We start from the raw sequence: 22634 nt of genomic DNA, 5'->3' as shown, positions 1-22634 counted from the left end.
CAGGCGAAACTGGCTAATCTTATGAGGCACCCTAAAGGGCTACAAGCAGAGGGCTGCAGAGATGCGTTCTAATTAGTAGAGCGCGGCGGGCCTGTCGGCAGTCACCTGGGCGGCGGCACTCAACTTGCTGTCAGGTCGCAGGGCGAGCCCCCTGCGAGTCCTGTGCAATAGCGTCAGTTGACGCGCTCGGTGTAGCCCTGAGGCAGTTGCCCCGGCGCGGCATTGATGACGCTGTCGTTATCGGTACCCACATCTTCCATATAGGTGATCTGGGCGAATTCGGCGATGATCACATAGGGATAAGCCGGGCCTTCATCGCGGAATCTATGCATGTCTTCGATGAATTCGTTTTGATAACAAATGGTTTTTTCCGGGTGCTGGCCTTCGCCAGCGATCCATTGCGGAAAGAAAATGGTGCCGTGCAGAATCCGGCGCGACAGGTCGAATGAAAGGCTGACGCAAGTGCCGGTTGGCTCATGCCAATCGACCTTGAACAAGTCCGGCGCCAACTGCACCAGGTTCATGGGCTGGTGGGTAACCCAGCGACCGCCAACCAGTCCTTGGTGGATACGATAGTCACAGGTTTTTTCATTGCGTGCATACCATTCGTACTTCCATCCATTGGCATAGGTGTAGATGAAATGCCGACCTACGAAGCTGGAAAAATCTTGAACGGGCTCAGACGATACTGAAGCGTTGCTCATTGTAATCTCCACGATAATCGTTAGACATACATAGCTAGCCGATTATAGGCGGCGGTCCGCGAGTTTGCGCTGAACACAGCGGCTCAAGCTGCCCACACCCGCAGATTGCCGGCGCGCGAGACCGGGCAGCGCAGGCCAGGCCTTCTTTGATCGCGAGGTGCTTGCTAACATCCCCACTCAACAGCCGTGGTGCCATCAGAAAGATGCTCAGAATCCTCAGGGAACAACAATTCAAGAAAGCGTTCCGAAAACTGGGCGGCAAAGCCGCCGGAGGTTCTGGTTCCTTCAGCGCCCGTGCCTGCGCAACCATTGAGCAAGGTGTAAGCCTTGGACACGTCAAGGTAGAGTCGCCGTCGGTGACCATCGGTGCCCACACCTACATCAGGAGTGGCAGCACGTTATCCGTGATTTCTGCGATCGGCCGTTTTTGCTCGATCGGATCCGACTGCACACTGGGCCAGGAAAAGCATACCCACCCAACCGATTGGGTAAGCACGCACCCCTTCCAGTATGAAACGGGAGGCTTGTCCTATTCTCCAGCGCTTTCCTGGGTCACCATGGGCCACGATGTCTGGGTCGGGCATGGCGCGACCATTTTGGAAGGTGTAGAGGTAGGCACGGGGGCAATCATTGCCACACGGGCAGTGGTGACAAAAAACGTGCCCCCCTATGCGATCGTTGGCGGAAACCCAGCCAAGTTCATCAAATACCGGCATAGCGCTGAAGTCATTGAGCGGCTGCTTGCAAGCCAATGGTGGAACCTGGATGTCGAGTACCTCAAACGCCTGCCCATGAACGACGCCGAGGCGTTTCTCAAGGCGATTGAAAATGGTGCACCCGCCGCCCCAGTACACTACTCGAAACTCTCCATCGCCAAGCGCAGGGTGCAAGAAGTGCCGTAGTGGATTGCAGCTTTATCAAACTTCGCCGATGGCCTTTGCGTTTGCGCGTCGAAGCTACTGATGAAGTAACGGCTTGATTTCCCGATTACATGAAGTTGCCCGAGTACAGCCCCACAACGGCATTTGCTTACTGGGAGCCCAGGTAGTAGCCCGTCGCGACGAGCAGATGACCGGTTTTACGCAGTAGCGCATATTTGTCTTCCACCTTGCCGGTCACCGGGTTACGCCAGCGGTAGCCGTACCCCCCTTCAGATCGACTCTTCATCATCTCGAGAATGGGCGCGCCGACCGGCTTGCCCTCGGGATCCTTGATGGTGGTGAACTCGACACCCAGCAACCTGCGGTTGTAGCCATGAGCCACGTAGCGACCATTGCGCAGATCGATGATGAAGAGATACAGGTCATCCTCATTGAAACGCGCGGACAGGTTGTTGATAGCCTGCAGGGTGGCTTCGGGCTCGAGCTCGATAGCTTCGACTGCGCGATTCAGAAACGCCTTGGCCTGGTCAGCCGTTGCGCGCGGTAGGTACATGCCAACGGCCAGTACCCGATCGCCCACGCGCTGGAAGAAAACCCGCTTGCGTTCAACTCTGCCGTCTTGCGCGTTCATCCAGCGGTATTCTGCCGATAGCACTTGCCCCTCGTCACCAGACAGTGCCTTGCGAAATCCTGCGCGAACCTCTGGCTCGAAGGCCTGGGTCACATCCCGACCAATCCAGGTGGCCGACGTCCCGCCGCTCGCCAAGAGCGTACCGTTGGTATCGACCACGAACACATAATGCTCATTATCGATGAACTCGCCTTGGCGGCTGAATGCAGCAAAAGCGATATCGCCCTGCACGCAGTAGTATTCCACCGCGCGCTGGAGCAACTGCCGAGCGCGTTGCTGTTCATCGGCCTTCGCCGAACCATAGCTCAGTAATAACAAGGCGCTGCACAAGCATGCAATCAAACGCATATTCCAATTCTCCTATACGCCCAGACGTACGAGCAATGCATACAGAAACCCGGTCGGGTTCACTTTGAATCAGTTAGCACAGAGGCCGGGGCCTCGATGCGTCCCACACCTATCGCCACAACTCCACGTGGGTCATGCATCAGGGCAAGATAGGGCGAATGGTCCGAAAACCGACATGCGACGTCGCCAAGTCAGCTTCCTGGCGTTCCCTGGCAGCCGCGCGGTAGCGAGCACAGTAGTTGCCCGAGCACAGATATGACCCCCCTTTGATAACCCTGGACGATGATCGGCCTGAGACTGCTCGCAACTGCCCGGGGTCGCCATTGGCATGGCCCATCAAGGGGCCCCACTGTTTATCGGTGGTCCACTCCCAGACATTGCCGATCATGTCGAACAAACCAAAGGCGTTAGCCGCGAAACAGCCAACCGGGGCCAGGCCGGCGTACCCGTCTTCGCCAATATCAATCAGCGGAAATGCGCCCTGCCAATAGTTGGCAGCGGGCTTCCCATCTTCATCCAGCGGCAGCTCGCCCAAGCGCTGGGAAGAGCCGCCTGCACGCGCCGCGTACTCCCACTCGGCCTCACTTGGCAACCGGTTGCCACGCCAGTTTGCATAGGCCTGGGCATCAGCCAGGGTCACTAAGGTGACAGGCCGCCCATCCAGGGCGGCAGGGGCAGCATCGGGGCCCTCAGGGTGGCGCCAGTCAGCGCCCTTGACCAGCCTCCACCAGTTCAAAGGGGTAATGTCTTGGGCGCCGTTCCGTGGCGGGCTGAATACGGCGGCCACACCCGCTCGCTCAGCTTCGGTGACATAGCCTGTGGCGGCCACGAAGACACCGAATTGCGCACGAGTGACCTCGGTACGATCAATCCAGAAGTCGCCAACATCCACGGCTCCCAAAGGGCGCTCATCCGGATACCCCCTTTCGTTGCCTGGTGTGAAACGCCCCCCACTTATACGGATCATGCCGGCCAGTGGTTCGCTTTCCCAGCCGTTGGGCAAACCGTCATAAGCCTCGCATGTGGTGCGACTGCCCAGCACCGGTGCAGGACGAGGCCATACCACGGCCACCGCCAACACAACGCCCGCCAGAATAAAACCGCTGTTCCACCAACGCTTCATGGTTTGGCGGCTTGCGGTGGGGCAACCACGCCTACTTGACGCGCATAAGCCTGCCAGGCCTGTTTGAGCCGCTCCATGGTCTGCGGCTGGCTATCTGCCAGGTCGTGCTGCTCGCCACGGTCGCGGGACAGGTCGAAAAGCTGCCAACGCAGAGGCTGGGGTGCCTCGCCCGGCTTCGCCCACGGGACCAGGCCCAGCAACTTCAAATCGCCTTCCCGGTAGTAGCGGCTGCCGAACAACTCGCCCGCCATGACTCCGTCATGACGCGCTTTGCCCTGAAGCATCGGCAGCATTGAGCGACCCGTGATGGGATGCTTGGCCTGGCCGTGATAGGTATCACCTGGATCAGGCAAAGATGCCAGGGCGAGAAAGGTCGGCGCCAGATCATCGACGCGCGCCACGCTGCGCTCCAAACCTTGGCGCCGCAGGCTGACAGGAAGCTGGACGATGGCAGGAACGCTGATGCCGCCCTCGGCAGTGGTACCCTTGAACAGACGCATCGGCGTCGCGCTGACCTCCGCCCAACGCAGCCCATAGTCGATCTGCGAGCCGCGACGCCCTATGTTTTCCAGGCTGTTGTCGGTGTCTGGGCCTGCAGGGTAGAACACCTCATGGCGCTCCCCTGCGGCGCCGTTATCAGACATGAACACGATCAAGGTGTTGTCCAGCTGTCCGCTCTCGCGCAGATAGTCGAGCAACCGACCTATGTTGTGATCAAGGTTGTCCACCATGGCAGCGTAAATCTCCATCTTGCGGGCCTCGACCTGCCGCTGCTGCGCATTCAGCTCTTTCCAACCTGGTAATTGCGCAGTTACCGGCAGTGGTGCCGCCGCCTGGAAATCAGCCGGCATCAAACCCTTCTCTTTCATCCGCGCAACACGCGCCGCCCGCACTTCGTCGTAGCCGCCGTCATAGCGACCGCGGTATTTATCGAGGTAAGGCTCAGGCGCCTGCAAAGGCCAATGCGGCGAGGTGAAGGCGGCATAAGCAAAGAACGGCTTGTCGCTACCCTCACCCGCTCTGAGGTAGCTGATCAGCTTATCGGTATAGAAATCGGTGGAATAGAAATCTTCCGGCAGCTCCACCGGCTGGCCGTTTTCACGGTAGGTAATCTGCTCGATCTTCGCTTTGGATCCGGGAGTGGGCTTGAAGTGCACGCCACCGCCCTCAAGCAGCGTGAACGACTGCTCGAAACCACGTCTATCAGGCCCTTGTTCGGGCGCCAGCCCCAAGTGCCATTTGCCCACCATGCTAGTGCGATAACCACCATCACGCAGCAGCTGCGCGATGGAGTGTGCCTGTTGATTGAGATAGCCCTCGTAACCCGGCTTGCCTCGCTGGAAGGGCTGGATGGCTTCGCCCATGGTACCCAGGCCTGCCAAATGGTTATCTGTGCCGGACATCAGCATGGCTCGGGTCGGCGAACAGGTCGGCGCCGCGTACATGCTGGTCAGTTGCAGGCCATTGACGGCCATGCGATCAAGATTGGGCGTTTCGATCTCGCCACCAAATGCACCCAGGTCGGAGTAACCGAGATCGTCCGCGACGATCAGCAGAATATTGGGCCGGTCGGCTGCCACTACGCTGGCACTTGCCAGGCAAATCGCGACGGTCAGTAAGGCAGGAAGGCGCACGGCAAACTCCTTTTTATTCTTCGAAGATAGCCACGGCGCGCACAAAGCCCGCTGAGGCATGCTTGATCTTGTAGGGGAAACACGAAACCTGGAAACCGTTGGCCGGCAAGCTGTGCAAATTGGCGAGCTTTTCCATCTGGCCGTAGCCGATATCCCGCCCGGCCTTGTGACCCTCCCAGATCAACGAGGCATCGCCCGTTTCGTCGAAACGCTGCCGTGTATATTTGAACGGGGCATCCCAGCTCCAGGCGTCGGTCCCGACCACCCGTACCCCGCGTTCCAACAAGTACAGCGTGGCTTCGCGCCCCATACCGACACCGGCCTCCAGGTACCCTGGCTGACCGAACAGGCTGCCTGCGCGGGTGTTGACCAGCACGATGTCCAGCGGTTGAAGATGATGCCCGATGCGGTCCAGCTCAGCCTCGACCTGGGACGCGCTCACCACATGCCCATCAGGGAGATGACGGAAGTCCAGTTTGACGCCTGGTTGCAAGCACCACTCCAGCGGCAGCTCATCGATACCGAATGCCGGCTGACCGCCATTTGTGGTCGACGCATAGTGCCAAGGCGCATCCATGTGCGTGCCACTGTGAGTGGTGATGTCCAGCCGCTCGGCGGCCCAGGATTCATCGCCCGGCATTTGCTCCTTGCGCAAGCCTGGAAACATCGCCGCCATCTCTGGCCAGCCCTGCTGGTGATCCATGTAAACGATCTTCGGCAGCAAGGGCGGCGGGTCGGTGTAGGGGTTGTTGTCGAGTGTGACGGACAAATCGACCAGGCGACGCTTCTTCTGGCTCATGATGGTGCTCCTGCAAGAGACGGGACGGGACGACGCGCTCGTGGCGTCGCGGGCAGATTCAGGGCATTGCGCAGCAGCGCGGCTGCGGACCCGTCGTGGTGGAAACCGAGGGCCTTGGCCTGCGGTGTGCGCAGCGGCGGATAACAGCCGAAGCGTGCCTCCAGTTCAGGCTCCGGAGCGAAGCTGAGCAGGCTGCGTGGCTCTTCGCCAAAGCAGATCGACAGCGCGTCCAGCACCTGCTCGATCGATAGCTGTAACACGGGCAACTGAATAACCCGGCTCGCCAGTTCGCCTCGCAATTCAGCGGCGTGCACTAAGTTGTCCACACAACAACGAACCGACATCCACCAGGCCGTGGCTTGCGCTGAAACTGGGCACACATAGTGTTCGCCTGCCGCAAACGCCTGCAGCAGATCGCTCATGAAGGCCGACTTCAGCCCCCGCGACTGACGCGCACGGGCGACGATACCGGGCAAGCGCAGCGCAACTCCATCCACCTCACCACGCCGAGCCAGGTCGACGAGCTGAGATTCGACGATGAGTTTGTGGGTGGCGTACGACGACTGCGGCAGACAGGCTGATGCCTCGTCCATGCGCAAAGCAAGATTGCTGCCGTATACCGCGATGCTACTGGCGTAAACCAGACGGGGCGCACGGTCTGCATTACGCAACTGATGCAGCAATTCCAGGCTGGCCCTCAAGTTAACTTCGTAGCCCTGCTCGTAATTCGCCTCGGCAGCACCGCCTGGCACGCTGACCAAGTGGAACACGACATCGACACCGTCAGCGAGCGCGCGCCGCACCAACGCGGTATCGGCCACACTGCCGCAATATCGGCGGATGCGCTTGTCCTCGGGAAAGCCGTCCAGGCTTTGGTCCAGCAGCAGCAAAGCCTCTACAGGCTGGCCGCAAAGCACGCCATCGGCCAGCAGGCGCAGTGAGAGCTCGCGCCCGACGAATCCGTTGGCACCGGTGATCATCACTCGCATGGGGTTACCTCCTGCACCACACGCTGGTCCAAGGCACCGAACAACGCGCTGCCGTCGGCACAGCGTGCTTCCATGCGGATGCGATCACCAAAACCCATGAAACCTGTGCGTGGTGCACCTTGCTCAATCATCTCGATGGCCCGTCGCTCGGAAATGCAGGCCGAGCCGACGCTGCGGTCACGGTTAGAGACCGTACCTGAACCAATCAGCGTGCCGGCACTCAGCCGTCGAGTCAGCGCCGCATGGGCAATCAACTGATCGAAGCCGAAATGCATGTCGCCGCCATGCGGATGCCCAAACCACTCACCATTCCATTCGACCTGCAACGGTAGGTGCACGCGCGCATCGCGCCAGCTCGCACCCAACTCGTCGGGGCTCACCGCCACCGGCGCAAAGCTGGAGGACGACTTGGCTTGGACGAAGCCAAAGCCAGTGCGCATTTCACGCGGCGCCAGTGCGCGCAGGCTGACGTCATTGACCTGCAGCAGCAATCGGATGTGCTGACGCGCCTGCTCGGCCGTGCACCCCATCGGTACCGCGTCGACCAGAACGGCGAATTCACCCTCGAAGTCGATACCATGGGCCTCGCTGGGCAGGGAGATGTCCTGACGCGGACCTAGAAAGTCATCGCCCGCACCTTGGTACATCAGCGGCGTGTGCGCTACCCCTTCGATAGGGTCAAGGTTGAACGCACGTTGCATCAGCTCGCTGTGGCTGAGAAAGCACGACCCATCCAGCCATTGCCAGGCGCGCGGTAGTGGTGCCATCACTTTTCCTGCGTCGAAATCGAACGCGCCCTTCAAGTTGCCGCGGTTCAGTGCGTCATAGCGACATTGCAGCGCGTGCTCCACACTCGACCAATGGTCGATAGCGGCCTGCAGAGTCGGCGCAAGATCGGCGGCACTCACAGCGCGCGTCAAATCGCGCGAGACCAACAGCAGACGGCCATCACGAGTGCCGTCATTCAACGTTGCCAATTTCATTCGACCAGCTCCCTTAATTCATCGGCATAGCGGCCATCGAGCAGGATGAAGACCATACGCGCCATCTGCTCGGTACGGTTACTCCACGCATGATTGGTACCGCGCTGCACCACGATGTCGCCGCGCTTGAGGTGAACATCCTCACCGTCGAGCACCAGCCAAACCTCGCCTTCGGTGACAATGCCGTAGTCCAAGGTCTCGGTGCGGTGCATCAGCTTATGCTTCGAGTCTGGCTTGCCGGTGCCGGCCTGCGCTTGACCGATCTCGGCGAACGCGGCGGCAGCCTCCTCGGCGCTAACCTGGTTCTGCAGGCTGTCCGGTGGAATGTCGACCACCCGGATGACACTGCCTGATGCAGCGGGACCGAGCTGCAAAGGTTTATTCGTGGGATCCCCAGAATTATCCAGAGATGCTGGGCTGTCGTGGCTGCTCCATACCTCGTAGAACACCGTGCCGGGCACGGCCTTGAGCGGGAAGTTATTGGGCGTTTCACCCGCCATGGCGACAACAGCGCGGCCGTTGCCGTCATGGCCCGTGACGATGCGCCGGAATGCAGGAAGTGTTTGCATACGAAGACTCCTAGGCCGTGGACTCACAGCACCTGACAAACTTGCTCGAAGGGCAGTCGCGGCCCAGCCGGGCGCAAGCCCTCTGCATCGCCATAACCCAGGCTGCAAAGGAAATTGCTGCGCCAGCGTCCGTCCGGGAAAAATGTGGCGTCTACCCGGTCCGCATCGAAGCCGGACATCGGCCCGCAATCCAGGCCCAGTGCCCGGGCGGCGAGCATCAGGTAGGCACCCTGCAAGCTACTGTTTCGAAGGGCCGCAACGAAGGTCGACTGGGGGTCATCGCGATAAACAGCCGCAGCGTCATAAAGCGGAAACAGCTCGGGTAGGTGCTCGAAGAAGCGGCTGTCCCAAGCGACGATGACCGTCACGGGTGCATGCAGCACCTTCTCGCCGTTGTGCCCCTTGAGCGCTGGCAACAGCTTGTGCTTGGCCTCGGTGCTGGCCAGGAATACAAAGCGCGCCGGGCAACAGTTGTTGCTGGTCGGTCCCTGCCGCAGCAGCTCGTACAGCCGATGTAGCAGCTCGGTAGGCACCGGGCGATCTTGCCACTGGTTATGCGAGCGGGCCGTCAAAAACAGTTGGTCAAGCGTCGTGGAGTCGGGCAGATAGGTCATGGACAACCTCTACGGGTCAGGCAAGCGCAGCGGCCGATTCGGCCAAGGCGCGGAATACGCGATGCAAAACAAGGCAGACCAGCGCCAGCACGAATTGCATGATGGCGATCCAGACCAGCACTGTTGGCAAGGCGGCAAGCTGGCCGCCTGTGAAGGCAATCACCACCAATGGGCTGAGGAACTCCCCGGCGAACAGTGCCGCCGTGAAGCCGCCCGCTGCCCGGCCGCGCTGGGCAAAGCTGACCTTGCTCATTACCCAAGTGATCAGGGCCGGTAACATCAGGCCAACTCCGAGCCCGTTGACCAGCACGGCGACAATGACCCACCCATGGCTACCCGCCTTCGCCATCAGCAAACCGCCCAGCCCGGCGGTGGCGAATGCCAGCAGCATCACGGTCTGCCGACGCAGGCCTGTCAGCAGCCGGAAAAGCAGTGCACCGATCAGCACGCCAAGCTGGTTCGCGCCCATGGTCATGCCAATCTGCTGCGGGGCGTCCACCTGCAAGAGGGTAAGCAGATACCCCGCCTGTACCGGAACGATGAACAGGCTGATGCCGGCCAGGATGGTCAACGCATAGAGCGGCAACAGCGCATTCCATGGAAACCTCTCGGGCGCTGCCTGATGTGAGCTCGCCTCCAAGGGGCTTGGTTCCCAGAGACACCGGGCCATGATCGGCAGTAGAAGCACCCCGGCGGCATAGAGCATGAATGGCAAGCGCCAATCGTTCTGCCCCAAGGCACCGCCCAACGCGATGAACACCGCTGCCGAAAGCGAGGTGGCGACCATCTGCAACGCGAACAGCCGTTCACGTCGAGAGCCTTGGTAGTAGTCGCCCATCAGCGCGGTACAGCAGGTCATGATTCCGGCCTCCGCCAAGCCAAGTCCGGCCCGGCTGGCGACGATCGCCGGCAGCGACTCCAGCCACAAAGGCAACAGACCGCAAAGCGTGTACAGCATGAGCGAACCAAGCAGCAGGGGTTTTCGCCCCAGACGGTCAGCAATCATTCCGGCAAAAGGGGCCAGCAATGCGATCACTAGCGCCGGAATGGTCAACGCGATGGGCGTCAGAATCGCGACGCTCGGCGTGTCGGCGAAATGCTCCTGCATACGCGGCAGGATCGGCGCGATCAATACCGCCCCCAATACCGGCAGACAGCTACCGAACAGCAGCAGCGCGGATTGCGCGAGCCCCGCTTGGCGATCAGTGCTCATGGCTCACCTCATACGGCAGGATGCCCCAGAACATGGCGCCGTAAATGATGAGCCCCTCATGGAGGCTATTGAGCAGCAAGGTCAGTCGTTTCATTGGCGATGCCTATTGTTGTTTTGGAAAGTCGAGTTCAGCCATGGGCTACGCGTGGCGCAGGCATGACAGCATCTGCAGGTTGGGCATGTACCTCATGATCGGCCGCATGCTCGACCAACGGGGCATGGCGCTTGCCGACAGGAAGAAGGAAATAGGCCAGGGCCGGGAGCAACAGCAGCGCACCGACCATGTTCCAGACGAACATGAACGCCAGGAGAATGCCCATGTCGGCCTGGAACTTGATCGGAGAGAACGCCCATGTACCCACACCAATGGCCAGGGTGACGCCGGTCAGCATGACCACCTTGCCGGTCGAGAGCAGCGCACGGTAATAGGCCTGCGAAAGGCTTGCCCCCTCGCGCAAATGGCCGAGCATGATGCTCATGACATACAGCGCGTAGTCCACGCCGATGCCCACGCCCAAGGCGATGACCGGCAGCGTTGCGACCTTCACGCCAATCCCTAGCCAGACCATCAGCGCTTCGCAAAGGATCGAGGTGAGCATCAGCGGGATCACCGCGCACAGTGTGGCGCGCCAGGAGCGGAAGGTGATCAGGCACAGCAGAATCACCGCACCGTAGACCCAGAACAGCATCTCTCGGTTGGCCTGTTTCACGACAATATTGGTGGCCGCTTCGATACCCGCGTTGCCAGCCGCAAGCATAAACTGCACTTCTTCAGTGTCGTTGGCAGCAGCAAAGGCTTCGACATGATCCACCAGACGAGTCAGCGTCTCGGCCTTGTGGTCGGTGAGGTAAACATACAGGGTCAGCAGGTTGCACGCCTCGTTGTAGAGCCCTCGAGGTGCGCTGGCGGTGATCATGTTCAGCGTCGCCTGGTTGTTTTGCAGCTCGTACCACTTCGGACTGCCTTCGGACAGGCCGACCAGCATGCGACGATTGAGTAACGCCAGCGAATTGGTCGAATCCACGCCTTGCAGGCTGCGCAACTGCCAGTCCAACTGGTCGACCTTGCGCAGGATGTCGTAACGCGCACAGGCGCCCGCCGGTGTATGGACCATCACCGCGAACAAGTCGCTACTTGCGCCGTAGTGCCGAGTGAGAAAAGCATCGTCCTGGTTATAGCGCGAATCGGCTCGCAGTTCCGGGGCACCTGGGTCCAGATCGCCAACGCTCAGGTGCAGGCTGACCATGAAGCCCAGCACCGCCAATGCAAGGCTCACTGCCACGCACACGCCGGCCCAAGGACGACGGGTGAACAGATCGAGAAAGCGCCAGAAGGCGTGCCGTGCCTGGCCACACTGCTCGGCTCGCTCGCTCTTGAGGCTGAGTTGCGCGGCCTTCGGGCTGACCCCAACATAGGAGAGCAGCACCGGCAAGAGGATCAGGTTGGTGAAGATCAGCACTGCGACGCCCAAGCTGGCGATGATGGCGAGATCCTGAATCACCTGGATCTTGATGATCATCAGCACAGCGAAGCCCACAGCATCGCACAGCAGCGCAGTAAGACCGGCCAGAAACAGTCGTCGGAACGTGAAACGTGCCGCCACCAAGCGATGCATGCCACGCCCGATGTCCTGCATGATGCCGTTCATCTTCTGCGCGCCATGGCTCATTCCAATCGCGAACACCAGGAACGGCACCAACACCGAGTACGGATCCAGCTCGTACCCCAGCAAGGGCAGCAGGCCAAGCTGCCAGACCACCGCCACCAGTGAGCAGATGACCACCAGCAGTGTGCTTCGTACGCAGCGGGTATAGCTGTAGAGCACAACCGTGGTGATCAGGATCGCGGCGGCGAAGAACAGCAGAATTTGCTCCAGACCTGCAATCAAGTCGCCGACCTTCTTGGCGAACCCGGTCACGTGAATGGCAATGCTGTCGCTCTGAAAGCGGCTGCGCAGTTCCTCGATCTGGGAAGATAGTTGTGCATAATTCAGCGGCTGACCGTCGGCAGTGCTCGCCAACAGAGGGACGTAGATAATGCTGGAGTGCTGATCGAACGATACCAACTGGCCAATCTCGTTGGACAGTTGCACGTTGCGTCGCAGTTCTGCCAGCGAATCAGGCCCGCCGTCGTATTGATCAGGGATCACCGGCCCCCCGTCCAGGCCCTCCTCGGTCACCGATACCCAGCGTGTGGCGGGAGTCCACAACGACTTCATGAAAGCACGGTCAACGCCAGGAAGCAGGTAGATCTGATCGCTCAGCGCCTGCAAGGTCTTCATGTAGTCGGCGTCGTAGATATCGCCTTTTTTATTGGCGACAGCAATACGCAGCGCGTTACCGAGGCCAGACAACTCCTTCTGGTTCTCCAGATAGTTGACGATGTAGGGGTGCCCGGTGGGAATCATTTTTTCGAAGCTAGCGTTGAGCTCAAGGCGGCTCGATTGCCAGCCCAGCAGCAGCGTGCTCACCAGGCAGACCAGCAGTACCCAGTGCCGGTGATTGAACAAGGCTCGCTCAATCAACGAACCGGAACGCGGGTCGAAGGCTTGCTGGCTGGCAGACGTATTGAAAGTCATGAAATCACTCCGAAACCTTCGCAGCAGATGAAGACAGCTGAGCCAGACCGGTAAACCCAGCAGCGACCAGACTGCCGTCCGCGGCCTGGGCCAGCCCGGCAAGAGGACGCCCTTGGGGTGGGATCAGCTGCTGCAGACGGTGGCTGGTAGCCCCCAAAACGAACACGGCACCCACTTGGTTGGCTAGCAGCACTCGGCCATCATCAAGGCGCGTGCCGTCGCTGAATGACACCGGCGTTGGCACTTCCAGCGGTTCGATTACCCTGCCAGCGCTGCGGATGAGGAAAACATTGCCTTTCAGACCGCCAAGCAACAGCGAGCCGTCCTGTCTTGGCACCAGCGTAAAAAATGTGCCCTCATAGGGGCTTGGCAGTTGCTCGAAGTGCCGACCATCATCGCTGGAGCGGGCCAGGAAACCCTGCTCACCGGCCAAGTACCAGTCACGGCCTTGTTGAGCTACCGCATACAGATGCAAACCTGTCGGGTTGTCGATCTGGCCGGCAACCGACTGCCAAGTCCTTCCACCATCGGCAGTACGCAGCGCCATACCATAGGCGCCGACGACCAGGCCGTGCTGTTGATCGGTAAAGTGCAGGTTCAGTAGCGGTTTGTCCGCGCCCTCATCCATTAACCGCTGCGCCGTTTCGACACGTGCCTGAGCCGCATCGACATCCGCTGTCACGCCTACCGCCTGCTGTGCGGCAAGCAATTCCAACTCGGCAGCGTGGTGCCCTTCCAACTGCACCTGCCAGCTCTCCCCGCCATCTTCACTGAACAACACCACACCGCCGTGGCCTACCGCCCAGCCATGTTGGGCATCAACGAACTGCACGGCCGTCAAACCTACGGAAACCGGCACGCTGGCCTGACGCCACGTCAGGCCATTGTCATCTGACAACAGGATCAACCCCCGCTCGCCCACGGCAACCAGCCGATCCTCGGCACGCACGACACTGCTGAAAACGGCATGTGTTGCATTCACTGTCCGCATCGCTGGACTCTGTAGCACGCCAGCCACAGCCAGCGGCTGGGCTTGGGTGGCTAACGAAAAGGGCAAGGCAAGGGTTAAAAGAAAGCCGCTTGTCCATCTCGATCTGCTCATCATTCACCTCGAACTGCATCGAACAGGGAGGACTCATGGCCCTCCCGATCAGGCTCTAGCGCACGCCTCGGCCGGCCATCGCTGCTGGCGAAAACTCGGAGGACTTATAGCGATCGACGATCGCGTACTGCTGTGCCTTGCCCGCATAGAGGTTCTGGATGAACCAGGTGTTGGAGGTCAGGTCGTAGAAACCTGAGGAAAGTTGAGCCACTGCAGGGATGTCCGGCATGACAGCTGGCAGCGACCAGAGACTCTTCGACAGTCGGCCGTTGGCATCCCAGCGATCACCCAGAATGGCCTGCCAAGTGTCCTCGTCGAGGTAGTAGCGCCCTTTCGGCAACTGATGGCGCTTGCCAGGGGCAATCTCTGCCTCGACGACCCACACGCGATGCAACTCCCAGCGCACGTAATCCGGGTTCATATGGTGCTTGCCCAGCACATCTTCTGGGTTGCTCGCGGTTTGCACTTTGTTCGTGTTGTAGGGGATGTACATTTCCTGCTTGCCCACCAACTTCCAGTTGAAGCGGTCCATGCGACCTTGGAATACATTCAACTCATCGAAGGACATGACGCCAGCGGTGGCCGGAGTCGGCGTGTCGCAGCAGGCGTTGGGCAGCTTGCGTACACGTCTCTGACCCGCCAGATAGACGTGAGCCTGGCTTTTATCGCCGTTCAGGTTGGTGCGCCCCATGATTTGCTCGCCCGCACGTAGGGCTGGCCCCACGTTGGTCAATCGGAACAACCAATAATCGCCATCGAACTTGTCTGCCGAACCTTCCGGGTAGTAATAGGGCATCTCTTGGATGGCCTTGCCGTCCGTAGTCATGACTGGCGTACCCTCGGCAGTGACCAGGTAATGCCGGAAGTCCATGGCCAACGGTGTACCACGCCAGTTCAGGAGGTGGTTCCACATCGCCTCGCTGCCGTTTTTCGGTACCGGGAACGGAATACCCCCATAAGCGCCCTCAGGAATCAGGCCCGCACTGCTCTCGACCAGCTTGGCGTTCCGGGCATTCTTTGCCGTATTGTCGTACACCCACTGAGGTGCGGCCGCCGTACGGTGCGTCGGGTAGATATCCAGGCGATAAGTGTCTGGGTAGCGCTTGAGCATCTCTTTGGTGCCATCGCTAATCTTGCCTTCGTACTGGGCCATGTTCTTCGCGGTAATACTGAACAGCGGCTTTTCCGAGGCAAATGGATCGCCACGTTTGCCTCCGGGTTTGTAGGAGGGATCGACCGTGGTCATGCCTCCAGTCCAGGCAGGGATACTGCCGTCGGCGTTGCCGGATGCTTCGGCGCCGAACGGTGTCAGGCTTTTGCCAAGATCGTCGGCGGTAGCAGCGATCACCGGCTGCAAGCTCAGGGCCATCGCTCCTGCGAGCGTCAGGAAAAACGTCTTGAGTGCAAACTGACTAGCCATGTGCGCGATCCTCAGAATGTGGTTTTCACGGAGAAGGCCAAGTAATCGCGATCTTTCAACGACTGCTTGTAATTGAACTGGCTGGCCGAGTTCAGATTGGTGTCCTCGGGGCCGTAATAGTGTGTGTAAGTCAGGCCAAGGGTGACGCGGTCGAGGTAGGTGGCACTCACGCCAATGTTGACGTCACCGCCCTTGTCAGGGCCGAAAGAGCCGACCACAGCGGACTTACCCATGGGGAAGTAGCTGATACCAATTGGCACACTGAGATCGATGCCAGGCATGATCTGCCGGTAAGTGGGGGTGTACACCAGCTTCAGGCCCACCGCGTCGTCAGTCGCATTGGGGTCCAGCGCACTGCGATTCTCGGTAACTTTGAGTAGGCGATTCCAGGCGATTTCGGCGACCAGCCCCGACTCTTGCGCAATTAAATTCGGCCCGAAGGACGCAATCATGTTCAGGTTGACATGGGCGGTTCGGCCAATCGCGTAAAGGGCATCATCGTTATTGTCCGCGGCCACGCCGGGCAGGACCGTCTGGCCATTGGAAACCAGTGGCATGTTCCAGCGCATGGAGGCTTCACCTGCGAAGCTGTATTCACCCACCGTGGTAATGAAGCTGGCGCCCAGTGCCCGGATATCCTCAGGATAGACCCAGTAATACTCACCGATCTTTCCGGTGCTGAACTCGGGGGTGGTGCTGGGTTTGAGGTAAAGCTTGGGTGACTTGTCGTGGTATTGGATGGCGTACAGGCCGTATTCAACCGTATCGTCAGTGATGCGCAACTGCACACCGCCCTGACCTGAGCTCTTGGCCTTCTTGTCCTTACCGTGGAAAAACGCTGATGGACTATTCGGGTTACCACCGAGAAAGGCGGGAAACGGGTCGCCTACGACCAGGCGCTCATTGCCCTCGCCGATAGTGTCGCTTACGGAGAAGTAGCTGCCTGCACCTGGCAAGCGGGTTTCCTCCCACTCGAACTGGTAGAAGGCGCCCAGGGAAAGATCATCCGTGAGTTGATAAGTCGTGGAGATTTGGCTGACCGGACGGGTGATCTCTTTGAACTGGGTGTTGGGCACGGAAATCGCCTTGACCACATCCACGGGCGCCATCCCGCCAGCAATGCCGTTAGCACCAAAAAACATGCTTTCGCCCCATACCAGGCCATGGCGGCCCAGGCGCACCGACAGGGCTCTATTGGCCAGCTCGCCATTCCAGTAGGCGAAGGCGTCGAGTAGTTCGGTGTCACCTCCATGCAAATGACGGGTGTCGTCGGTAAACGCATCGTAAGCTACCGAACGCTGGTTAGCCCGGGCGGGATCATTGTTGTCATTGTGTTCTTGATACTCAGTGTCGTACCAGCCGGCGGCGCTGACACGGGCACCGAAATCGCGAAACCCCATGTCCAGTTCGCTGAAAATGTCGAGCCGATTGGAAATAAGGCCTTTGCCAAAGGCGCGATCGCCATCATCCTGGTTACGCGCAACTTGACCCTCGGATAGCTTGCTGCTGCGATCCTGCATACGCCAAGCGGCGCTGTATTTGACGGTGTTATCCCAGCGCAGACTGAGGTCGGGGTTTGCAGTATCGATCTGAAATGCAACCGCCTGGTTGGTGCATGCCAGCAGCGCTGCGGCAAGGGTCAGGCGGTCGGCAGCCAGCTTTCGCCAGGGTGCAACGAGCTCTCGATTTGCCATCGATATAAACCTCTTTTTGTTTTTATGAGAGTTTTTTGCTTTGTTCACGCATCGCTGCAAGGCGACTCGAATCGTATGAAGCGCCGCACCGAATTCACGCCGGCGGCATGCCGGCGAGCACGGCCGGGTTAAAGGCCTCAGATTGGCCTGGCAGTAACTTCCAGCATTTCCTTGACAAGCCCAATACGGTCGAAGTCGCGATCACGCGCCATCTCCTTCTCACCCGCCAGGAGAGATTTTTCGCCGATATACTTGCAGCGCTCGAAGCGCCGGGCCATGAAGCGCGCCAACTGCTGCCCAATATCTCCTTCGGCAGTCAGTTCCTCGCTAAGCACCAAAGCATCCTCGATGGCCATGCCGGCACCCTGGCCCAGATGTGGAGTGGTGGCATGCGCAGCGTCGCCAATGATCACGACACGGCCGCGATACCAAGGTTCGTTGACGAACACAGCTTCTAGGGGCTTGTAGACTACCTGCCCGTTGTCGGCGATCTGCTCGCGTAACTCGGCAATCAGCCCTCCCATGCCTTGCAGGCGCTGACGCATCTCGGCAGCCAGAGAATCATTGGGCATCCAAGGATTGCCTGGCTCATGAGAAGTGGTGAACATGTACATGAGCTCATCGGACAACGGTACCAAGCCGGCATTGCCCGCAGGTCCCTGATAGTTCGCCAGATGATCGATCTGCGGCATACGCGGGAAGTTGTAACGCCACACCGACTGGCCGGTGAAACGCGGCATGTACTTGTTGCCGAACAGCATCTCGCGCACTTTGGAGTACAAGCCGTCGGCCCCTACCACGAGGTCGTAGCGTGCGCGGGTGCCGTCGGTGAACACCACATCGACGCCGCGTTCATCCTGTTCCATCGATTGCAAAGTGGTGCCCAAGCGTACCTTGGCACCCAGTTCGATGGTCGTCTCGCTCAGTACCTTGTGCAGGGCACGTCGGGAAATACCAACATTGGCAGGGTATTGTGGACCGGCCAGACGCTGACCTGGGATGCGCACCAGTGGCTGCCCATCGGTGGTGTAGATGGCAACATCTTCGAAGGCATAGGCCGCATCGAGATAGGCATCAAGCAGACCCAACCGTGACATCTCACGCACGACATTGCTCTGCTGGATGATGCCGACACCGTACACCGTCCACTCGGATTTCAATTCGACCAGGTCGACGGCGATACCTTTGCGTCGTAGGGCGATGGCTGCGCAAAGACCACCGATTCCACCCCCGACGACCAAGACTGTCTTGACTGAATTCATGTAACTTCTCGCTTCTTGTTCTTATTTGAAATGGCCGCTGGTGGTGGTGCTGTGCAGCCTTGGCCACCAGCTTCTGGCCAAACCAGGAATTTGACTAATCGCATGTATGGATTCGATGTATCGCCGATCGCGATACCTCAACTCACTGCAATACCCGCTCATCGACCGTCAGCCAACCTCCCCTCTCCCTCCAGGGCACGGCTACCAATCGCTCTCCCAAGCAGGGTCCGAACACGCAAAGGCCGGTATCGGGCTCGAATTGGGCGCCATGCGCGTAGCAGATGACTCGAGAACCATCGGCAGACAGAAAGCGGTCCTTGCGATAGTGCAGAGGTACATCCAGGTGCGGGCAACTGTTGCGATAGAGATAGAAGACACCAGCGTGACGCAGGGCAAACAGGCTATCTTTGCCACGCTGCAACGGGTCGAATCCACGCGACTGCCCCTCCACCAGCTCATCGAGCCGGCAAAGCGCGACAAACATGCTCAACCGTGCTTTGGCGGCGGACCACCGGGTGCCCACTTCTCCCTGGAGGAGAAGAGGAAAAGCTGCGAGTTATCCGCGGACATCGGTGCTTGACGGGCCACCCACTGATCATCATGAGTGTCCATGTCTGCGTCGTATTCGATATGACAACCCAGCGGGCTGTTGAAGTACCAGAACCAGTTGGAGCCGAACAGATGACGGCCCGGCCCCCAGAAGCTGGTCCAACCCTTTTCTTCGAACCGCCGACCAGCCAGTAGCACCTCGGTACCACTGCCCATATGGAAGGTAAAATGTTCGCAACCGCGCATATGGGGCGGCGTCTGGATCATGAACAGGCAGTGGTGGTCGACCATTGCACCAGTGCGCATGAAAGGGCCGACTCCAACGAAGGTATCGGTGGTGACGAAACCCAGGCGATCTCGGTAGAACGCTTCGCCCTTCGCGGCATCAGGTACGAAATACACCACGTGCGACAGCGTACGTGGGAGTGCTGGCATATCCGGCGTGATACCTGGCTTGTTGGCCGGGCGCTGGGGAGCAAAACCGGGGGCATTGGTCAGATCAGCCTCAGCGTCGAAGGCACGTCGGCAAGTAACCTGAAACGCCAAGGCGAAACCCAGGTCGTCGACACTGTGCAAGGCACCCTGGGCATCACGCACCACAGCCCGGTCACGTCCAAGCTCCTCGGCAATGGCGTCGAGGTCGGTCGAGGCCCCGACCCCATAGACTGTTTCGCGAAGGGAAGGTGCCGGCCCCATAGCGGGGGGCAGAGCCGGATCGTCGTGTCGACGAATAATGATGGCCGTACCATCGAGCGCTTCAAACCGCCCGCCTTCTTCGCTTAGTTCGATGGCGGCCAGACCGTAATCGCGCAGACAGTCGGCACAAGCCCGAATGTCATCGACGCCAAATACCAGCGCGTCAAGGCCAATGATGTTCATGACTACCACTCCATTGAAATTGTTCTTCCGGCGAGTTGGCGAGCCGCCGGTGGTGGAAGCCGGGCAGCTCACCAGCGCCGCGACTTGGCAATCAAGATGAGGCAAAACAGACAATGAGGACCAATCACGTATGGGGATGCGAGGTATCGACAAACGCAATACATCGTCACTCGCCCATCTGCAGGCGACATAGCTCGATCGTGGTGCAGGGCAGGTTGACTAAAGCCATAGTTGGCGGCAAATGTATCTTGAAAATAAATACAACGATCAGGATCTATGCCATGCGCTTCAACCACCTCGACCTGAACCTGCTGGTCGCATTGGATGTACTGCTGGAAGAGCAGAACATCACCCGCGCGGCCGAACGCCTCCATATGACTCAGTCAGCCACAAGCGGGGTGCTGGGTCGCTTACGGACATTTTTCGAGGACGAATTACTGGTGCAAGTCGGCCGCAAGATGCAGCCCACACCTTATGCACTGGAGCTGGCCAAGCCGGTACGCGAAGTGCTGTTGACCATTCGCTCGTCCATCACCACCAAACAGCTGTTCGACCCGGTCTCAAGCAAAAGGCACTTCAAGCTGATGGCTTCTGACTATCTGATCACCGTACTGTTCTCGCAGGTGATACAGAAAATTCACGAGCAGGCTCCCCACATTACCTTCGACATGATCGCGCCTAACGATGGCGACTTATTGGTCCGTGGTGAAATCGACCTGATGATCGTTCCTGAACGTTACGTAATCGAAGGACACCCATCGCACCTGCTGTTCGAGGAAGAACACGTGTGCGTGGTCTGGGCCGGCAATACCTTGGTGGGGGAGCAATTATCGCTCGAGCAATATATGGAACTGGGACACATCTCGGTTGGCTTCGGTCGCAACCGCAGTTCAAGTATTGAAGAATGGTTCATGACCCAGTACGGTTTCAATCGCCGCCTGGAGGTGATCACCCACGACTTCAATACCGTTGCGCAGTTGGTGGTGGGCACTCAGCGCATCGCCACCATGCACCGTAGGCTGGCATACCTCTACGCCAGATATCTGCCACTACGTATTCTCCCAACGCCTGTGAAGATTCCGGCCATGCGGGAATTCATGCTATGGCACCGCAGCATGGACGGGGACCCCATGCACCGATGGCTGCGCGAACGTATTCACGAATTCATCAAGACGGTCGATCTCTCGCCCCCAGGCATCGCGGCGCGTGATACCTCGCATCCAAAGTAACGATTGGCCAACTTGCCGAATGGGTCCTTAAGGTGACTCAGCACTACGCCTGCAAGGCGGGCGTGTCAGACGACCTCAAAGGACAACAAGAATGTTCCGTTACTTCCCTACCAACTACGTCTGGGATCTTTCCGTCAACCTGGCCATAGAGATGGGCGCGCGCATCGGCGAAATCGAAGAAATGTGCAAACCGCTCGCTGAAGCTGCCAAGCATCCGGATGCGGCCGGTACTGCGGCCTTCCGCGAGACCTGGGCAAAAATGGCCGACAAGCTTTGCAGCATGGCCGAGGAAGATGAAGCCGCAGGGCGCCTGTTCTCAGCGGGCGAGAAATACAGCCGGGCATCGACTTACTACCTGACCTGCGAGCGCCTTCAGGCTCATGGCGCTCCAGGTCGCGAAGCGCTTTATCAACGCGTGTTACAAACCTTCGCTCGCAGCATTGAGTTGTCCAAGGAAAACTGCGAGCGGGTAGAAATACCCTATGAGGGGGCGCATCTGTCCGGCCTGCTTGTACGCGCCGAAGGTGTTACTGGAGCGGCTCCGCTGTTGGTTCAGGTCAACGGACTGGACTCAACCAAGGAAATGAAGTATCGCGTTGGCCTGCCCGCTTGGCTGGCCAAACGTGGTGTGTCCTCTTTGATCATCGATCAGCCGGGTACCGGAGAGGCATTGCGCCTGCATCACCTGACCGCGCGGTACGACAGCGAACATTGGGCGAGCCGTGTGGTGGACTGGCTGGAAACCCGCAACGACGTCGATGCCAAGCGTATCGGCATGGAAGGCGTTTCCCTTGGTGGGTATTACTGCCCGCGTGCAGTGGCGTTCGAACCGCGCTTCGCCTGCGGCGTGGTCTGGGGGGCGAACCATGACTGGCGCGATGTACAAAAGCGCCGCCTGGAGAAGGAAGGTAGCTTTCCGGTACCGCACTATTGGGCTCACGTTCAATGGGTATGGGGTGCTAAGGACATGGAGGACTTCATGCGCATCGCCGAGAACGTGCACTTGGACGGCGTGCTGGATCGCATCAAGGTCCCATTTCTCGTTACCCACGGCGCTAGGGACTCGCAGATTCCCGTCAAGTGGGCCGAACGCACCTACGAGCAACTGGTCAACAGCCCAAAACGCGAGCTGAAGATTTTCGATGAGCGTATGGGGGGGGTACAGCACTCAAGCTTCGATAACAGTATCAACGCTGGCCATTATATAGCCGACTGGGTCGCTGAAACCCTCGGTGGTCGCCTCGCCTGACTGCAAGGGTCCTGTGGTTTTTCAGCCACTTCCCAGCTTTTACGATAAAGCTTGGAGGTGCCTGAAACAGGCCGACTCAGGCGTTTCAGCAAAACACCTGGCCCAGTTTGCGCAGGAGGCGGGCAGGCTCAAATGATTATTCTGGCCAGATAAAAGAAAAAGCCCGCAGCCTGTACAGGCTGC

The 22634-nt window shown here is 59.3% G+C and carries 20 protein-coding genes; 3 read left to right on the top strand and 17 right to left on the bottom strand.

The annotated features are described in order from the left end of the window. Positions 1 to 173 precede the first annotated feature (173 nt). Positions 174 to 704: a phenolic acid decarboxylase gene (locus GYA94_RS15210; RefSeq protein WP_054913434.1), complete on the bottom strand. Its 531-nt coding sequence runs from the start codon at positions 702 to 704 to the stop codon at positions 174 to 176. Between the two features lie 203 nt (positions 705 to 907). Between GYA94_RS15210 and GYA94_RS15205 the strand changes: the two genes are divergently transcribed. Next, positions 908 to 1606: a CatB-related O-acetyltransferase gene (locus GYA94_RS15205; RefSeq protein ID WP_110679199.1), complete on the top strand. Its 699-nt coding sequence runs from the start codon at positions 908 to 910 to the stop codon at positions 1604 to 1606. 127 nt (positions 1607 to 1733) lie between these two features. Here the strand turns inward: GYA94_RS15205 and GYA94_RS15200 are convergent, their stop codons facing one another. From GYA94_RS15200 to GYA94_RS15125, 16 genes are all read right to left on the bottom strand, one after another. After that, positions 1734 to 2564: a cache domain-containing protein gene (locus GYA94_RS15200; RefSeq protein WP_110679200.1), complete on the bottom strand. Its 831-nt coding sequence runs from the start codon at positions 2562 to 2564 to the stop codon at positions 1734 to 1736. Positions 2565 to 2703: 139 nt separating this feature from the next. Then, positions 2704 to 3687 carry an SUMF1/EgtB/PvdO family nonheme iron enzyme gene (locus GYA94_RS15195; RefSeq protein WP_161892617.1) on the bottom strand — a complete coding sequence of 328 codons (984 nt, stop codon included), beginning with the start codon at positions 3685 to 3687 and terminating at the stop codon, positions 2704 to 2706. Beyond that, positions 3684 to 5321: an arylsulfatase gene (locus tag GYA94_RS15190; RefSeq protein WP_438826238.1), complete on the bottom strand. Its 1638-nt coding sequence runs from the start codon at positions 5319 to 5321 to the stop codon at positions 3684 to 3686. Before GYA94_RS15190 ends, GYA94_RS15195 begins: the two co-directional genes overlap by 4 nt. A 13-nt stretch (positions 5322 to 5334) precedes the next feature. Continuing rightward, complete coding sequence (locus tag GYA94_RS15185) at positions 5335 to 6120, bottom strand: cyclase family protein (RefSeq protein ID WP_110679203.1); 786 nt, start codon at positions 6118 to 6120, stop codon at positions 5335 to 5337. Continuing rightward, complete coding sequence (locus GYA94_RS15180) at positions 6117 to 7109, bottom strand: NAD-dependent epimerase/dehydratase family protein (protein WP_110679204.1); 993 nt, start codon at positions 7107 to 7109, stop codon at positions 6117 to 6119. Before GYA94_RS15180 ends, GYA94_RS15185 begins: the two co-directional genes overlap by 4 nt. After that, a complete protein-coding gene (locus GYA94_RS15175; RefSeq protein ID WP_110679205.1) occupies positions 7100 to 8092 on the bottom strand; it encodes a fumarylacetoacetate hydrolase family protein in 993 nt (330 codons plus the stop codon). Before GYA94_RS15175 ends, GYA94_RS15180 begins: the two co-directional genes overlap by 10 nt. Next, the gene (locus GYA94_RS15170; protein ID WP_110679206.1) at positions 8089 to 8661 is read right to left on the bottom strand and encodes a cupin domain-containing protein; all 573 of its coding nucleotides are present in this window, start codon (positions 8659 to 8661) and stop codon (positions 8089 to 8091) included. The genes GYA94_RS15175 and GYA94_RS15170 overlap by 4 nt, the downstream gene beginning before the upstream one ends. A gap of 23 nt (positions 8662 to 8684) precedes the next feature. After that, positions 8685 to 9275 (bottom strand): malonic semialdehyde reductase, encoded by a 591-nt coding sequence (locus GYA94_RS15165; RefSeq protein WP_110679207.1) that lies wholly within the window; start codon positions 9273 to 9275, stop codon positions 8685 to 8687. 16 nt (positions 9276 to 9291) lie between these two features. Continuing rightward, complete coding sequence (locus tag GYA94_RS15160) at positions 9292 to 10488, bottom strand: MFS transporter (protein WP_110679208.1); 1197 nt, start codon at positions 10486 to 10488, stop codon at positions 9292 to 9294. Positions 10489 to 10616: 128 nt separating this feature from the next. Further along, the gene (locus tag GYA94_RS15155; protein WP_110679209.1) at positions 10617 to 13067 is read right to left on the bottom strand and encodes an efflux RND transporter permease subunit; all 2451 of its coding nucleotides are present in this window, start codon (positions 13065 to 13067) and stop codon (positions 10617 to 10619) included. A gap of 4 nt (positions 13068 to 13071) precedes the next feature. Beyond that, positions 13072 to 14169 carry a WD40/YVTN/BNR-like repeat-containing protein gene (locus GYA94_RS15150; protein WP_110679228.1) on the bottom strand — a complete coding sequence of 366 codons (1098 nt, stop codon included), beginning with the start codon at positions 14167 to 14169 and terminating at the stop codon, positions 13072 to 13074. A gap of 55 nt (positions 14170 to 14224) precedes the next feature. Continuing rightward, complete coding sequence (locus GYA94_RS15145; protein ID WP_161892615.1) at positions 14225 to 15589, bottom strand: DUF1329 domain-containing protein; 1365 nt, start codon at positions 15587 to 15589, stop codon at positions 14225 to 14227. An 11-nt stretch (positions 15590 to 15600) separates the two neighbouring features. Next, on the bottom strand, positions 15601 to 17283 hold the full coding sequence (locus GYA94_RS15140; protein WP_161892624.1) for a DUF1302 domain-containing protein: 1683 nt from the start codon (positions 17281 to 17283) through the stop codon (positions 15601 to 15603). A 137-nt stretch (positions 17284 to 17420) separates the two neighbouring features. After that, complete coding sequence (locus GYA94_RS15135; protein ID WP_161892614.1) at positions 17421 to 18545, bottom strand: FAD-dependent oxidoreductase; 1125 nt, start codon at positions 18543 to 18545, stop codon at positions 17421 to 17423. Between the two features lie 142 nt (positions 18546 to 18687). Then, the gene (locus GYA94_RS15130; protein ID WP_110679213.1) at positions 18688 to 19029 is read right to left on the bottom strand and encodes a Rieske (2Fe-2S) protein; all 342 of its coding nucleotides are present in this window, start codon (positions 19027 to 19029) and stop codon (positions 18688 to 18690) included. A gap of 2 nt (positions 19030 to 19031) precedes the next feature. Beyond that, entirely contained in the window at positions 19032 to 19973 is a 942-nt protein-coding gene (locus GYA94_RS15125) for a VOC family protein (protein ID WP_161892613.1), read from the bottom strand. Between the two features lie 281 nt (positions 19974 to 20254). On the opposite strand from GYA94_RS15125, the gene GYA94_RS15120 reads away from it, so the two are divergent. Then, positions 20255 to 21202: a LysR family transcriptional regulator gene (locus GYA94_RS15120; RefSeq protein WP_110679215.1), complete on the top strand. Its 948-nt coding sequence runs from the start codon at positions 20255 to 20257 to the stop codon at positions 21200 to 21202. Between the two features lie 91 nt (positions 21203 to 21293). After that, positions 21294 to 22451: an alpha/beta hydrolase family protein gene (locus GYA94_RS15115; protein WP_161892612.1), complete on the top strand. Its 1158-nt coding sequence runs from the start codon at positions 21294 to 21296 to the stop codon at positions 22449 to 22451. Positions 22452 to 22634 lie beyond the last annotated feature (183 nt).

This window comes from Pseudomonas juntendi, assembly GCF_009932375.1.
Lineage (GTDB): Bacteria > Pseudomonadota > Gammaproteobacteria > Pseudomonadales > Pseudomonadaceae > Aquipseudomonas > Aquipseudomonas juntendi.
The sequence above is the reverse complement of the archived record's forward strand: the minus strand, read 5'-3'. Positions and strand labels throughout refer to the sequence as shown.